The organism is Xenophilus sp. Marseille-Q4582, from assembly GCF_916700565.1.
In the GTDB taxonomy this organism is placed as follows: Bacteria; Pseudomonadota; Gammaproteobacteria; order Burkholderiales; family Burkholderiaceae_C; genus Xenophilus.
Genome location: NZ_CAKAKO010000006.1, coordinates 594896 through 609838 on the forward strand (window position 1 = coordinate 594896; position 14943 = coordinate 609838).

At 70.9% G+C, this 14943-nt stretch carries 14 protein-coding genes; 1 reads left to right on the forward strand and 13 read right to left on the reverse strand.

Features of this window, described 5'->3' with window-relative positions; genetic code table 11:
- Positions 1–15: 15 nt before the first annotated feature.
- The 3 genes from LG388_RS23025 to LG388_RS23035 form a co-directional block, all read right to left on the reverse strand.
- Entirely contained in the window at positions 16–1170 is a 1155-nt protein-coding gene (locus LG388_RS23025) for an acyl-CoA dehydrogenase family protein (protein WP_225784885.1), read from the reverse strand.
- Positions 1171–1237: 67 nt separating this feature from the next.
- On the reverse strand, positions 1238–1630 hold the full coding sequence (locus LG388_RS23030; protein ID WP_225784886.1) for a lysozyme inhibitor LprI family protein: 393 nt from the start codon (positions 1628–1630) through the stop codon (positions 1238–1240).
- Positions 1627–3150: a CoA-acylating methylmalonate-semialdehyde dehydrogenase gene (locus tag LG388_RS23035; RefSeq protein ID WP_225784887.1), complete on the reverse strand. Its 1524-nt coding sequence runs from the start codon at positions 3148–3150 to the stop codon at positions 1627–1629. Before LG388_RS23035 ends, LG388_RS23030 begins: the two co-directional genes overlap by 4 nt.
- 162 nt (positions 3151–3312) lie before the next feature.
- Here LG388_RS23035 and LG388_RS23040 point away from each other — a divergent pair, with 162 nt between their 5' ends.
- Positions 3313–4215 carry a LysR family transcriptional regulator gene (locus LG388_RS23040; protein WP_225784888.1) on the forward strand — a complete coding sequence of 301 codons (903 nt, stop codon included), beginning with the start codon at positions 3313–3315 and terminating at the stop codon, positions 4213–4215.
- A 43-nt stretch (positions 4216–4258) separates the two neighbouring features.
- Here the strand turns inward: LG388_RS23040 and LG388_RS23045 are convergent, their stop codons facing one another.
- The 10 genes from LG388_RS23045 to LG388_RS23090 all read right to left on the reverse strand — a co-directional run bounded on the left by LG388_RS23045 (position 4259) and on the right by LG388_RS23090 (position 14761).
- Positions 4259–5041, reverse strand: a complete 783-nt coding sequence (locus LG388_RS23045; protein ID WP_225784889.1) for an aspartate/glutamate racemase family protein — start codon at positions 5039–5041, stop codon at positions 4259–4261.
- Positions 5042–5060: 19 nt separating this feature from the next.
- The gene (locus LG388_RS23050; protein WP_225785178.1) at positions 5061–5567 is read right to left on the reverse strand and encodes an ureidoglycolate lyase; all 507 of its coding nucleotides are present in this window, start codon (positions 5565–5567) and stop codon (positions 5061–5063) included.
- A gap of 2 nt (positions 5568–5569) precedes the next feature.
- On the reverse strand, positions 5570–6856 hold the full coding sequence (locus LG388_RS23055; RefSeq protein WP_225784890.1) for a Zn-dependent hydrolase: 1287 nt from the start codon (positions 6854–6856) through the stop codon (positions 5570–5572).
- Positions 6857–6872: 16 nt separating this feature from the next.
- The gene (locus LG388_RS23060; protein ID WP_225784891.1) at positions 6873–8054 is read right to left on the reverse strand and encodes an amidase; all 1182 of its coding nucleotides are present in this window, start codon (positions 8052–8054) and stop codon (positions 6873–6875) included.
- Positions 8055–8074: 20 nt separating this feature from the next.
- Complete coding sequence (locus LG388_RS23065) at positions 8075–9109, reverse strand: ABC transporter ATP-binding protein (protein ID WP_225784892.1); 1035 nt, start codon at positions 9107–9109, stop codon at positions 8075–8077.
- A gap of 30 nt (positions 9110–9139) precedes the next feature.
- The gene (locus LG388_RS23070) at positions 9140–10192 is read right to left on the reverse strand and encodes an ABC transporter ATP-binding protein (protein ID WP_225784893.1); all 1053 of its coding nucleotides are present in this window, start codon (positions 10190–10192) and stop codon (positions 9140–9142) included.
- Positions 10193–10197: 5 nt separating this feature from the next.
- On the reverse strand, positions 10198–11094 hold the full coding sequence (locus LG388_RS23075) for an ABC transporter permease (protein WP_225784894.1): 897 nt from the start codon (positions 11092–11094) through the stop codon (positions 10198–10200).
- An 11-nt stretch (positions 11095–11105) separates the two neighbouring features.
- Positions 11106–12059 (reverse strand): ABC transporter permease, encoded by a 954-nt coding sequence (locus tag LG388_RS23080; RefSeq protein WP_225784895.1) that lies wholly within the window; start codon positions 12057–12059, stop codon positions 11106–11108.
- A gap of 55 nt (positions 12060–12114) precedes the next feature.
- On the reverse strand, positions 12115–12909 hold the full coding sequence (locus tag LG388_RS23085; protein ID WP_255632224.1) for an aspartate dehydrogenase: 795 nt from the start codon (positions 12907–12909) through the stop codon (positions 12115–12117).
- A gap of 190 nt (positions 12910–13099) precedes the next feature.
- The gene (locus LG388_RS23090) at positions 13100–14761 is read right to left on the reverse strand and encodes an ABC transporter substrate-binding protein (protein WP_225784897.1); all 1662 of its coding nucleotides are present in this window, start codon (positions 14759–14761) and stop codon (positions 13100–13102) included.
- Positions 14762–14943: the final 182 nt, after the last annotated feature.

A 14943-nucleotide genomic window follows, 5' to 3' on the forward strand; every position in this document is an offset into this window, starting at 1 on the left:
GGATTGGACAGCAAGTCAGCGGATGTCGGCGTCGCCTTCGAGCAGCTTGCGCGAAACGATCACGCGCATGATCTCGTTGGTGCCTTCGAGGATCTGGTGCACGCGCGCATCGCGCAGCAGGCGCTCGAGCGGGAACTCGCCCAGGTAGCCATAGCCGCCGTGCAGCTGCAGCGCCTCGTTCACGACGTGGAAGCCGGCGTCGGTCGCGAAGCGCTTGGCCATCGCGCAATAGGTGCTGGCGTCGGGGTGCTGCGCGTCGAGCTTGCTCGCGGCCAGCCGCACCATCTGGCGCGCGGCCACCAGCTCGGTCGCCATGTCGGCCAGCTTGAACTGCAGCGCCTGGAAGCTGGCCAGCGGCTTGCCGAACTGCTGGCGCTCGTGCAGGTAGCGGCGCGCGGCATCGAGCGCGCCCTGCGCCGCGCCCACCGAGCAGGTCGCGATGTTGATGCGCCCGCCGTCCAGGCCCTTCATGGCGATGCGGAAACCCTCACCTTCCTTGCCGAGCAGATGGTCGGCCGGGATGCGCACGTGGTCGAAGCTGATGGTGCGCGTGGGCTGGCTGTTCCAGCCCATCTTGTGTTCCTTCTTGCCATAGCTGATGCCGGGCGCGTCGGCCGGCACGGCGAAGGCCGAGACGCCACTGGGCCCGCTGCCGCCCGTGCGCGCCATGAGCACCAGCACGTCGGTGGAACCAGCGCCCGAGATGAAGGCCTTGCCGCCGTCGATGACGTACTCGCCGCCCTGCAGCTCGGCGCGTGTCTTGAGCGAGCCCGCATCCGAGCCCGCGCCCGGCTCCGTGAGGCAGTACGACGCCAGCTTGCGCCCGCTGGTGAGCTGGTCCCCCCATTTCGCGCACACGGCGTCCGTGCCCCAGGTGCCCAGCATCCAGGTCGCCATGTTGTGGATGGTGATGAAGGCCGTGGTCGAGGGATCGACCGCCGCCATCTCCTCGAAGACCAGCGCCGCATCGAGGCGCGGCAGGCCCAGGCCGCCGATGCGCTCGGGCGCGTACAGGCCACAGAAGCCCAGCTCGCCGGCCTGCGCGATGGCCTCGCGCGGGAAGATCGCCCCGCGGTCCCATTCGGCCGCATGCGGCGCCAGCGCGTGGCGCGCGAACTCGCGCGCGCTATCGGCAAAGGCGCGCTGCTCTTCGCTCAGTTCAAAGTCCATGGCGTTTTGCCTTCTCGCTTCGTGCGGCGGGGCCGGCCGCACCGACCTGCCCCCGCTGCTGCTGCATTCATTCGTCCCTGGCCGGCGTGTCCAGGCTCAGCCAGCGCATCAGGCCGCGCCGGCGTTCCAGGGTCTTTTCGGTCAGGCATTCATGGTAGCGGCGCGGGCCTTCGGCCTGCTGCTCGAAAGCGCGCGTGGCCTGCTTGCAGCCGGCGTTGCGCTGCTGCATCCAGCCGGTGTGCTCGCGGCGCAGTTGCGGGCGCTCATGCGCGGCCAGCGCGCGCATCACGTCCGAATAGAGCATGCCGATCTGCGTGTCCGCGGCCTGGAAGTCGCGCAGCGCGCAGGCATTCACCTGCTCGGCCGTGCCGCCCGGCACGCAGGCGGCGCCGGCCTGGGCCCAGGCCGCCTGCAGCGGCGCCGCGGCCCAGGCCAGCAGCAGCCACGCCGCGCGCCTCACTTGAGGCTGATGGTGGTGTTCACGCCGTGCGAGGTGGTGCTGTCGTCGAACCAGCGCGCCGTCACCGTCTTGGTCTGGGTGTAGAACAGGATCACCTGCTTGCCGTACGGCCCCAGGTCGCCCAGCTTGGACGCGCGCGAACCCGAGAAGGAAAAGAGCGGCACCGGCACCGGGATCGGCACGTTGATGCCCACCTGGCCGACGTCGATCTCCTCCTGGAACTTGCGCGCCGCCGCACCCGACTGCGTGAAGATGGCGGTGCCGTTGCCGTTCGGATTGCTGTTGATCAGGTCGATGGCCTCGTCCAGCGTCTCGGCGCCGGCCAGGCACAGCACGGGGCCGAAGATCTCCTGGTCGTAGATGGCCATTCCAGGCTTGACGCCCGAAAACACCGTCGGGCCCACGAAGTTGCCCTTCTCGTAGCCGGGCACCTCGGGGTTGCGGCCGTCCAGCTCCAGCGTGGCGCCGTCGGCCACGCCGCGCTCGATCAGGCCCGTGACGCGGTCACGCGCCGCGCAGGAGACCAGCGGGCCCACGTCGGTGCCCTTCTCGGTGCCGGCGCTGACCTTCAGGGTCTTGGCCTTGGCCACCAGGTCGGGGATCCAGCTGCGCGCCTCGCCCACCAGCACGGCCACCGACACCGCCATGCAGCGCTGGCCCGCCGCGCCGAAGGCCGCGCCGGCCAGCGCGTTGAGCGTCTGCTCCTTGTTGGCGTCGGGCATCACGATGGCGTGGTTCTTCGCGCCCATCATGCATTGCACGCGCTTGCCGGCCAGGCTGGCGCGGTTGTAGACATGGGTGCCGACCTTGGTCGAGCCCACGAAGCTGATCGCCTTGATATCCTTGTGGTCGCAGATCGCGTTGACCACCTGCTCGCCGCCGTGCACCACGTTCAGCACGCCGGGCGGCACACCGGCTTCGAGCGCCAGTTCGGCGAGGCGCATGGTCACCATCGGGTCCTGCTCGGACGGCTTGAGCACGAAGGTGTTGCCCGTCGCAATGGCCATCGGGAACATCCACAGCGGAATCATGGCCGGGAAGTTGAAGGGCGTGATGCCCGCACACACACCCAGCGGCTGCAGCAGCGTGTAGGTGTCGACGCCGCCGGCCACGTTGTTGGCCAGCTCGCCCAGCTGCAGGTTGCCGATGCCGGCGGCATGCTCCACCACCTCCAGGCCGCGGAACACGTCGCCCTCGGCGTCGGGCAGGGTCTTGCCCTGCTCGGCCGTGAGGATGGCGGCCAGCTCGCCCATGTGCTCGCGGATCAGCTGCTGCAGTTTCAGGAAGATGCGCGCGCGCGCGCCGATGGGCGTCTTTTTCCAGGTCTTGAAGGCCTGCTGCGCGCTGGCCACCGCGGCATCCACTTCCGCCGGCGTGGCGAAGGGCACGCGCGCCAGCACCTCCTGCGTGGCCGGGTTGACGACGTCGCGCCATTCGGTGGTCTTCGATTCCACGAATTCGCCGCCGATCAGCAGCTTGACGGTGGCGACCTTCGTCGCGGTTCGGGTGGGGGCGTCCATGCGCGTTTGTCTCCTGGATGGGTTCATGGCCCGCGTCGTCGGTGCGACGCGCGATCCATGCATGCTAGCTTTGCAGATTTGCGATGGCAATGCCCAAGGGTGCGCGTCGGCTCTGCAAAAATGCAGATCGCGCCGCGCCCTGCTGCGGCCGACGGAGACCGCATGGACTGGGACAACCTGCGCTACTTCCTGGAACTGGCGCGCGCCGGCACGCTGGTGGCCGCCGCGCGCCGCCTGGGCGTGGACCACACCACGGTCGCGCGGCGCATCCAGGCGCTGGAAAAGTCGCTGGGCGCCCCGCTCTTCGCGCGCGAGGCCGGCGGCCACCGCCTGACCGAGAGCGGCCGCCGGCTGCAGCCGCAGGTGGAAGCGATGGAACGCGCCTTCCGCACCCTGGAGCAGAGTGCCGTGCCGCTGGCCGACGAGGACCTGGCCGGCCTGGTGCGCGTGGGCGCCACCGAAGGCTTCGGCACCGTCGTGCTGGCGCCTGCGCTGGCCAGCTTCGGCCGGCGGCACCCGCGGCTGGTGATCGACCTGCTGGCCCTGCCCCGCCAGGTGCACCTGTCGCGGCGCGAGGCGGACATCGTCATCGCCCTGGAGCGGCCGGCGCGCGGCCCGGTGCTGGGCGTGCGCCTGTGCGACTACAGCCTGCACCTGTACGCCGCGCGCAGCTACCTCGCGGCGCATGCGCCCATCCGCGCGCGCGAGGACCTGCGCGGCCACCGCTTCGTCAGCTATGTGGACGACCTGCTCTTTTCCAAGGAATTGCAGTTCCTGGGCGAGCTGTACGCGCCCGACGCCTTCGCGCTGCGCAGCACCAGCGTGCTGGCCCAGCACCGCGCCGTGCAGGCGGGCACGGGCCTGGGCGTGCTGCCGGCCTTCGTGGCCGAGGCCGACCCGCTGCTCGCGCGCGTGCTGCCCGCGCAGGCGCGCTTCGTGCGCAGCTTCTGGATGTCGATGCCGGCCGAGGCCAAGTCCGTGGCGCGCATGAAGGCGGTGTGGGACTTCCTGCGCGAGGCGGTGCAGGCGCGGCAGGCGCAGTTGCTGCCGCCACCGCCGGATTGACGCCGGACCTTCCTGGCAGCGCCTCCAGCCCGCGCTTCCCGCTTCAGCGCCGCGCGGACTGCGCCCAGCGCTCGATCTCGGCCGACACGCCCTGCCACGGCGGCAGGGGCACGGCGGGCGGCGGCGGGCGCCCGGCGGCGGCCAGGGCCAGCGCCTCGCCCACGCCGGCATCCACACTGTCGATCAGCGGCAGCGAGACCTGCGGCTGCAGCCATGCGGCCATGCCCGCCAGCCCGGCCCCGCCGACGATCACGCTCTGCACACCGGGCAGCAGGGCCGCCTCCAGGCAGGCCCGGGACAGCACGGCCTGCGCCAGCGCCCGGTCGGCCGCCAGCGTGGCGCCTGTTTCCGCCACCGTCACGACGCCGGCCAGCAGCGGGCCGAAGCCGGTCGCCAGGGCATGGCGCTGCAGCAGCGGCGCCCAGGCCGCCCCGCCGGTCACGATGGCGAAGCGGCCGTGCCGCGAGGCCTGCCGGAACGCCGCCTCGGCCAGGCCGGTCACCGGCGCCGCACTGCATTCGCGCAGCGCGAACAGGCCCGGGTCGCCGAAGCAGCCGATCAGCACGGCATCGGGCTCCGAGGCTTGAATCGCATCGGCCTGGCCGGCCCCGACGGTCGCAGGAAGCGCATGCGTGGCGGCGGCCCAGGCGTCCAGCGCGGCATGGGCGGCAATGGCGAAGCTGCATTCGCTGGCGATGTAGGCCGCGCCCAAACGGGCCGTGACCACCTCGACCTCGGCACGCGCCACGCACAGGCCCTGCACCCGCGCGCGCAGCAGTTCGCTGACCGACGCCGAGGTGTTGGGGTTGATGATCAGCAGGCGCATCCGGGGCTCCACGCGGCGATCAGCCCGGCGCCAGTGCCAGCAGCGCCGGCACGGCCAGCGCATGCAGGTCGCAGTCGACGGCGGCACCCGCGCGCTCGATGACCACGAAATCCCCCGCGTCCACCGCCAGCAGCGCGTGGTGCCAGGTGCCCGGCGCAAGCACCACGCCCTGCAGGCCGTCGCTCAGGAAGGCGGCCAGGTCCCCGGCCCCGGGCGGATCGCCGGCAGGCGCCACCGCCAGCACGAATCGCCTGGCGCCCAGCGGCACGAAGCTCTGGCTGCCCAGCGCGTGGCGCTCCATCTCGCGCAGGGGCAGCGGAAAGCGGCGCGCCTGCGCGCGAAAGAGGGCCAGCGTGGCGCGTCCGCCTGCCGCGTGCAGCTGCAGGTCGTCCACGAGGTCGAAGCGCTCGGTCGTGCCGGCATTGATCGCGCGGCCCGATGCGCCCGCACGCGCCTGCACGACCTGGCCGTAGGGCGCGAAGGCCTCGGCCGTGAGCGCCTGGGGATGCAGCGTGCGCACCGTCAGGCTCAGGCGGCGATGCCCGCCTGCTCCAGCATCGCGTGCAGCAGCACGTTGCAGCCGGCCGCGAGGTGTTCGGGCTTCGCGTCCTCGATCTCGTTGTGCGAGATGCCGTCCTTGCAGGGCACGAAGATCATGGCCGCGGGCGCGGTGCGCGCCACGTAGACCGCGTCATGCCCGGCGCCGCTCACGATGTCCAGGTGCGCCAGGCCCGCGCGCTCGGCCCCCTGGCGCACCGCGGCCACCAGCTCGGGCGCGAAATGCGCGGGCGGGTAGTACACGGTCTGCACGAGGTCCACGGCGAAGCGGCCGTCGGCCTGCAGCGCGGCGCAGGCGGCGCGCAGGCGCGCGTCCATGCGCGACAGGCCCGCGTCGTCGCCGTGGCGCAGGTCCACGGTGAAGGTCACGCGGCCCGGGATCACGTTGCGCGAATTGGGATGCACCTGCACGTAGCCCACCGTGCCGCGCGCGTGCGGCTGCTCGGCCATCGCGATGGCGACCACCTCGTTCATCAGCCCGGTGGCCGCCTGCAGCGCATCGCGGCGCAGCCGCATGGGCGTGGGGCCGGCATGGGCCTCCTGGCCCGTCACCGTCACGTCGTACCAGCGCTGGCCCAGCGCGCCCGTGACCACGCCCAGCGGGATGCCGGCGTCTTCCAGCACCGGGCCCTGCTCGATGTGCGCCTCGAAATAGGCGCCGAAGCGCGGCGCGCCGTCGGCCACCGCGGCCGGGGCGTCGCCGGCAAAACCGATGCGGCGCAGCGCGTCGGCCACCGACACGCCTTCGCGGTCGGTCGCGGCCAGGGCCGTCGCCAGCGAGAAGTCGCCTGCGTACACCCCCGAGCCCATCATCACGGGCACGAAGCGCGAGCCTTCCTCGTTGGTCCACACGCAGACTTCCAGCGGCGCCTGGGTGCGGATGCCCGCGTCGTTGAGCGTGCGCAGCACTTCCAGGCCCGCCAGCACGCCGTAGTTGCCGTCGAACTTGCCGCCCGTGGGCTGGGTGTCGATGTGGCTGCCGGTGGCAATGGGGGCGCGCGCGGGGTCGCTGCCTTCGCGGCGCGCGAAGAGGTTGCCGATGGCGTCCACGCGCACGCGGCAGCCGGCCTCCTGTGCCCAGCGCACGAAGAGTTCACGGCCCTGGCGGTCCAGGTCGGTGAGCGCCAAGCGGCAGACGCCGCCCTTGTCGGTGGCGCCAATGCGCGCCAGGGTCATCAGCGATGCCCAGAGACGGTCGCCATCGATGGACAAAGTGGTGGAAGCAGCGGCAGGAGCGGAAAGCACGTAGGGGGTCATGTGGAACTCGCAAGCATCAGGCATCCAGGCGCTGCGCCAGCGCCAGCAGGGAGCGGTCGCTGCCCGCGGGCCCCAGCAGCGACAGGCCGAGCGGCGCGCCCTCACGCGTGGCGAGCGGCAGGCTGATCTGCGGGAAGCCCGACAGGCCAGCCATGCACAGCATCTGGATCGCGCGGTTGCGGTAGTCCTCCAGCGCCGCCTCGCTCTCGCTGCGCAGCGGCGCGATGTCGGGCATGGTGGGCATCACCAGCACGCCGTCCGTGCCCAGCAGCGCGGCCAGGTGCGCGCGGAAGCGGCCGCGGAAGGCGCGGGCCGTCGCCACCTGCGCGTCGTTCACGGCCTGGGACCAGGCGAAGCGCTCGGCCACGCCCGGCCCCAGAGGGGGCGCGAAGCGCTCGATCAGCGGGCCGTCGGTGAGCCAGGCTTCGCGCGACTGGATGTAGCGGAAGTTCCAGTACATCGTCTCGAAGGACTCCAGCGCAGCGGCGGTGGGCTGCAGCTCGCTGTCCAGCACGGCGCTCACGCGCGCCAGCGCGGGCTGCAGCGCCTCGGCCGCGGCCGGCACGGCCAGCGCCCACACGTCGGTGGGCTGCAGCAGGCGCACGCGAGACGGCAAGGGCGCGCTGTCTTCGCCCAGCAGCACCTCGCCCACCTGCGCGAAAGTCAGCGCGTCGCGCGCGAACCAGCCGCAGGTGTCCAGGCTGGGCGCCAGGTCCAGCACGCCTTCGAGGAGGATGCGCCCATGCGTGGGCCGGATGCCGTACAGGCCGCAGTGGTTGGCCGGCGCACGCACCGAGCCGCCCGTGTCGCTGCCCAGCGCGAAGTCGCACAGGCCGGCCGACACGGCCGAGGCCGAGCCCGAGGAGGAGCCGCCCGTGATACGCTGCGGCGCCGCGCCGTTGATGGGCGCGCCGAAATGCGCGTTGTTGCCGTTCATCGAGAAGGCCAGCTCGTCGGTCACGGTCTTGCCGACGAAGCGCGCGCCGGCGTCCAGCAGCTTCTGCACGGCCGGCGCCGTGCCGGTCTTGATGCCCGACATCGCCAGCACGAGGGGGTTGCCGCCGCCCGTGGGGTAGCCGGCCACGTCGTAGAGGTCTTTCACGCCGAAGCTCAGCTCGGCCAGCGGGCCGGTCGCGGCACGGGGGACGGGCACGTCGGGATAGGGAACGAAGGCGTGGACGGGGTCGTGCAGGGGCATGGCAGAGGACGGGCAAGGGCTCAGGCGGCGAGCAGGGTGGGCGCCGTGGCGCTCGCCTCGGCCGTGCGGATGCAGCGTGCCCGATGGCCGGGCTCGAATTCGACCGGCTGCGGCTGGGACGCGCGGCAGGCGTCCACCGCCAGCGCACAGCGATCGGCGAAGGAACAACCCGGCGGCAGGGCCGACAGGTCGGGCGGCGAACCGCCGATGGTTTCCAGCCGCGTGCCGCGCGCCAGGGCGCCATGGGCGCGGCTCTTGAGCAAGGCGATGGTGTAGGGGTGGCGCGGGCTGCGGATCAGCTCGCGCGCCGTGCCCTCCTCCACGATGCGGCCCGCGTACATCACGGCGATGCGGTCGGCCACCTCGACGGCGGCGCCGATGTCGTGCGTCACGAAGATCACCGACAGGCCCAGGTCGCGCTGCAGCTCGCGCAGCAGCAAGAGGATCTGGATCTGCACCGTCGCGTCCAGCGCCGTGGTGGGCTCATCGGCCAGCAGCAGCTGCGGGTTGCAGGCCAGGGCCAGCGCGATCATGGCGCGCTGGCGCATGCCGCCCGACATCTCGTGCGGATAGGCCTGCAGGCGCCGCTCGGGGCTGGGAATGCGCACCCGTTCGAACAGGGCCAGCGCGCGCGCATGTGCCTGCTGCTTGCTCACGCCCGGCTCGTGGCGGCGGATCGATTCGACGATCTGCGCCCCCACCGGGTAGACCGGGTCCAGCGCCAGCAGCGGCTCCTGGAAGATCATGGACGCCACCTTGCCGCGGAAATCGGCCAGCTCGCGCCCGCCCATGGCCAGCAGGTTGCGGCCGGCCACACGCACCTCGCCTTCCATGCGGGTGCGCCGTTCGGGGTGCAGGCGCAGCAGCGTGCGCAGGGTCACGCTCTTGCCGGAGCCGGATTCGCCGATCAGCGCCACCACCTCGCCGCGCTGCACCGTCAGGCTCACGCCGCTGACGGCCTGCACGGGCTTGCGGCCGCCACTGAAGGTCACGCGCAGCTCACGCACCTGCACCATGGGCGGGTCGTTCTCGGTCACCGGGATGGGATTCGGCATGGCGGTATCTCCTGGCCTGGGGGGGATTGATCAGGCGGCTTTCAAGGCAGCGCGCGGCACCAGCACCTGGGCCTGCGGGTGGCCGCTGCCGGGCTCGTGCATCAGGCAGCTCACCGCATGCAGCAGGCTCGTGGGCGCCAGCACGGGCGCCTGGCGCGCGCACACCGGCGCGGCCTGCGGGCAGCGCGGATGGAAGCGGCAGCCCGAAGGCGGATTGATGGGGTTGGGCGGGTCGCCGGCCAGCGCCGCTTCTTCCGTGCGGTGGTCCGGGTCCATCGAAGGCATGGAGGACAGCAGCGCATGCGTGTACGGATGCGCGGGCTGCTCGTACAGGTCGTCCGAAGGACCGACCTCGGCCACCTGCCCCAGGTACATCACCATCACGCGGTCGCTGATGTAGCGCACCACATGCAGGTCGTGGCTGATGAAGACATAGGTCAGGCCGAACTCGGCCTTCAGGTCCATCAGCAGGTTGATGACCTGCGCCTCCACCGACTTGTCGAGCGCCGAGACGGCTTCGTCCAGGATCACCATGCGCGGCTGCAGCGCCAGCGCGCGCGCGATGTTCACGCGCTGGCGCTGGCCGCCCGAGAGCTCGTGCGGGTAGCGCTCGGCGAAGCGGCCAGGCTCAAGCCCCACGCGGGCCAGCAGGTCGCGCGCCCGCGCCACCGCTTCGCGCGCCGGCACGCCATGCACCTGCGGCCCGAAGGCGATGGAATCCTCGATGGTCAGGCGCGGGTTGAGCGAGGCGTAGCTGTCCTGGAAGACCATCTGCACCTGGCGGCGGAACTCCTTGAGCGGCAGGTCGCGCGTGCCCACGGTGCGGCCGTCGAAGATGACTTCGCCGCCGGTGGGCGCCAGCAGCTGCATCAGCAGCCGCGCGGTGGTGGACTTGCCGCAGCCCGACTCGCCCACCACGCCCAGGGTCTCGCCCTTGAGCACCTCGAAGTCCACGCCGTCCACGGCGCGCACCACGCCGCCGCCGCGGCCCAGTGGGTCCTTCTTGAGCGGGAAGTGCTTCTGCAGGCCCTGGATGGTCAGCAGGGGCTGCGCCGGGCCGCCGACGTCCGTCTGTGCATTCATCGGGGTCATCCCTTGTTGTCCATGGCCGAGCGCAGGCCGTCCGAGAGCAGGTTGAAGGAGATCGAGGTGATGAAGATCATCAGCCCCGGCAGCGCGGCCACCCAGGGCTGCACATAGATGGCCGTGCGCAGCGTGTTGAGCATCAGGCCCCACTCGGGCTCGGGCGGCTTCACGCCCAGGCCCAGGAAGGACAGGCCCGAGGCCAGGATCATGGACACCGCCACCAGGCTGGTGGCGTACACGAAGATGGGCCCGAGCACATTGCCCAGCACGTGCACGCGCACGATGGTGAAGGGGCCGGCGCCCGAGGCGCGCGCCGCCTCCACGTAGTCGCGCCCGCGCACCTGCGTGGTCACGGCCTCGGCCACGCGCGCGATCTGCGGGATGAACACCACCGTCAGCGAGATCAGCGAGTTGAGGATGCCGGCCCCCAGCGTGCCCGACAGCGCGATGGCCAGCAGCACCGACGGGAAGGCGTAGAACACGTCGATGGTGCGCATGATCACGGTGTTGGTCACGCCGCCGGCGTAGCCGGCCACGATGCCGATGGCCGCGCCGATCACGAAGGCGCACAGCACCGGCGTGATGCCCATGAACAGCGACAGCCGCGCGCCCACGATCAGGCGCGAGAGCATGTCGCGCCCCAGCTCGTCGCTGCCCAGCGGATGGCCTTCGGTGCCGATAGCCTTGAGGCGGTGGAGCATGGAGGACTGGTAGGGATCGGCAGGCACGATCCACGGCCCGAAGATCGCCAGCAGCACCAGCAGCCCCACCACGCAGGCGGCTCCCACAGCCACCGGGTCGCGCCGGAAGCGCAGCAGCACCGAGGCCCAGTAGCCCCGTGAACGCTGGGCCGGCAGCGGCTCGACGGCCGCCGTGCTGGGAGAAAGGATGGCGGACATTGGGCTCTCCTTCAAGCGCGTGCGATGCGCGGATCGAGCAAGGTCTGCAGGACGTCGACCAGCAGGTTGAGCACGACGAAGAACAGCGCCAGCACGAGGATCGTGCCCTGCAGCAGCGGCAGGTCGCGCTGGAAGATGGCCGAGTTCAGCAGGAAGCCCGTGCCGGGCCACGAGAACACGGTCTCGATGAGGATGGAGCCGCCCAGCAGGTAGCCCAGCTGCAGGCCCATCACGGCCAGGGCCGTGGGCGCGGCGTTCTTCACCACGTGGCGGAACACGCCGACATGCGTGAGCCCCTTGGCGCGCAGGCCGGTGATGAATTCCTGCTCCAGCAGCTCGGCCACCAGCGCGCGCACGGTGCGCGCGATGATGCCCATGGGAATGACCGACATGGTGAGTGCCGGCAGCAGCATGAACTGCACGTGCTCCCAGTCCCAGGCCCACTGGTCGGAGCCCCCAGGGCCGGCGCCCGTGGCGGGCAGCCACATCAGCAGCGACGAGAACACGATCACCATCACCATGCCCAGCCAGTAGTGCGGCACGCTCACGCCCAGCACCGACAGCATGGAGGCCGCGCGGTCCATCCACGAGTTGCGGAAGTAGCCGGCCACGAAACCGAACAGGCTGCCGAGCACGAAGCCGATGACGGTGGCGATCACCGCCAGCCGCAGCGTGTTGGACACGGCGGTCATCACTTCGGTGAGCACGGGCCGGCTGCTGGCGATGGAGGTGCCCAGGTCGCCCTGCAGCGCCCGCCAGATCCACAGGCCGAACTGCTCGGGCAGCGTGCGGTTGAAGCCGTACAGCTCGCGCAACTGTGCCTGCAGCTCCGCGGACGCATCCGGCGGCAGGATGGACACCAGGGGATCGCCCGGCGACAGGTGCACCAGGGCGAAGCACACGAGGGCCACGCCGAACATGATCGGCACGGTGTAGAGGATGCGGCGCAGGAGGTAGGCGATCATGGGTGGACGGGCGAAGGACGGGCGGGCGCAGACCAAGCAAGTGGCACGCCACCGGTCATGAGAAAACGAGCAGTTGCGCCTGGTTGTCCAGCGCGGAAAGCACACTCAGGCCGGTGACGGCAGAGCTTTTGGGGTTGGCGCCTTCGCTGCGCCCCGACACCGTGACCCTCAAGGTCGAGACATCGCTCACCGCCTCAATGGACTGAACGTTCTCGGTGGAATGCGGATCTGCCGTCAGGACCACGCGCGTGCGGTCCAGCCCCATGCCGGCCAGGGCCACCGTGGCGGCCAGGTTCGCGTTCTTCGGGAACTTCAGCGCCGCTTCACGCGCCGAGCCGTCGAAGACCACCGTGGCCTCGGTCAGCGCATCCAGCTCGAAGGCCCCGTCGGCAGGCGTTCCGCGCCACGAAGCAGGCGGCTTCGACGAGGCATACACCAGCTGCGTCAGGCCTGCCCGGCGCAGCGCCAGCAGGCCGTCGAGCCCTGCGATGGCGCCGACCGGAATCACCAGGCGGGCGTTCCCCGCCTGCGCGGCCGCCAGGAGTTCGTCGGCCACCGCGGCGTCGGCCAAGGCACCGACGGACATGATCATCAAGTCGGCCCCGCCCCGCAGCACGCGGCTGCCGAGCTCGCGCACCGCCGGCTGCCCTGCCACTTCGACCACCACGTCGAAGGCATGGGCGAGAAAGGTCTCGGGATCGGCCGTCACCTGAACGTCGTGCGGCAGTTCGCCACGCGCGGCCGGCAACTGATGGCTGCGCGCCAGCACACCGACGACCGCATGGCCGCGCACCGGCGCCGCCTGCCAGGCCTGAATGAGCGACTGGCCGATGGCGCCGTAGCCGATCACGCCGACTCGTTTGATCATGGGGGTTCTCTCTTCAACATGGCTGCAAGGCGGCCCGATGCGGTGAACACCGCAGGGCACGCCCGGCTGTGGGGCCGAAGGGACCAAGCGGTGCGGCGACCGCCCTTGCGGCACCGCACCGCGGAGTGGCCCGCGCGTTCATCGGGCAGTGCCGGTCCTGCGCGTCGCCCGCTCAGTCCATCGTCATCGTGGCGATGTCGATGAACCAGCTGCGCGGTTGCACCACGTTCTTGACCTTGGCCGACATGGCGCGCGGGCCCACGTCATGCGCGATCAGCACGAAAGGTGCGTCTTCCACGATGTGCGCATGCAGCTTGGCCAGCGCCTCGTCGCGCGCCTTGTCCTCGAAGGCCGTTCGCGCGTCGGCGATCAGCTTGTCCACCTCGGCATTGCCGTAGTAGCCCCAGTTGTTGGAAACCGGCGGGACCGTCTTGGTGCTCACGAAGCGCACCATCGCGAAGAACGGATCCATGGCCGCGAAGCTGATGTTGACCGCGTTGGCGCCGTTGGCCGAGGGATCCTTCGCCCCCTTGCGCCAGTTGGTGAACAGCGTGTTCCATTCGATCACGTCGAACTGCACGTCGAAGAAGCATGCTTTCAGCGACTGCTGCACGAACTCGTTCATGGGCAGCGGCTGCATCTGGCCGGAGCCCGAGGCCGAGATCTGCACCTTGACCTTGAGCGGCTTGGCCGCGCTGTGGCCGGCCTGCGTCATCAGCGCCTGGGCCGCCTTCACGTCGTACCTGATGTCGAACTTGGGGTTGCCCCACCACGGGTGGCCCGGGCCGACGATGCCCTTGGGCTCGGCCATCATGCCGCCCAGCAGCTGCTTCAGGCCGGCGCGGTCCACGCAGAGGTTGGCCGCCTGGCGCACGCGCTTGTCCAGCCAGGGCGAGCCTTCGGCGAAGGACAGCTGCCACGGCCACACGTGCGGCTGGGCATTGCTGTAGACCTTGAAGCCGCGCTGCGTGATCTGCGGCATGGCGTCGGGCGCGGGCGCCTCGATCCAGTCCACCTGGCCGCCCAGCAGCGCCGCCGTGCGCGCATTGGCTTCGGGCATGGGCAGCAGCACGACCTTGCCGATCTTGGGCGTGCGTTTCGCGTCCCAGTAACCGGTATTGGCGGCCAGCTCCAGCCGTTCGCGCGCCACGAAACGCGTGACCTTGAAGGGCCCCGAGCCCGACGGGTCGGACGCAAAGGCGGTCCAGGCCGCCTTGGACTTGTCGGCTGGCGAAGCACCCGCGGCCGCGTCGAACTTCTTCTGCCAGTGGGCCGGCGAGGCCATGAACAGGTTCGTGAGGTTGATGGGCAGGAAGGCGTCGGGCTCGCTGGTGCTCAGCTCCACCGTCAGGTCGTCGATCTTGCGCGCGCTCTTGAGCGTGGGCATGCGCGAGGCCGTGACGCCCACCTGGCTGGCGTCGAAATGCACGGCCTCCTTGTTGAGCACCTTGTCCACGTTCCAGACCACGGCATCGGCGTTGAAGGCCGAGCCGTCATGGAACTTGACGCCCGGGCGCAGCTTGAACACCCACTTGGTCTTGTCCTTCGCGTCCACCGTCCAGCTGGTGGCCAGGCCCGGGATCAGCACGCTGGGCGCATCGGACCGGGACAGGTCCCAGTGCGTGAGCGCGTCATAGATCGGGATGCCCGTGAAGCGGTTGCCCTCGAAGCCCTGGTCCGGCTGGCCCAGCGTGCGCGGGATGTCGGCCGCCGTCATGGCGATGCGCAGTGTCTTGTCCTGCGCCAGGGCGGCGCCGCCGGCCAGCAGCGAAAGGGCCGCCAGCGCGCCCGCACGCAGCAGGGCCGAGGGACGGGACAGGGAGTGAGGATGCATGGGCAAGGCTCCGGTTGAGGGGTGGGGCATCGAGAAGCTCGACGTGCCAGCCCTCATGCAAAGCCCGTGCCGGGCTCGATCTATCGTTTGAAGCTCTCTTTGTATCGATAACCGATATGTCCATGGATGACCCAGGACGCGCACGCACCGGCCTGGCGCATGCGGGGTGATCGTGGTGCGCG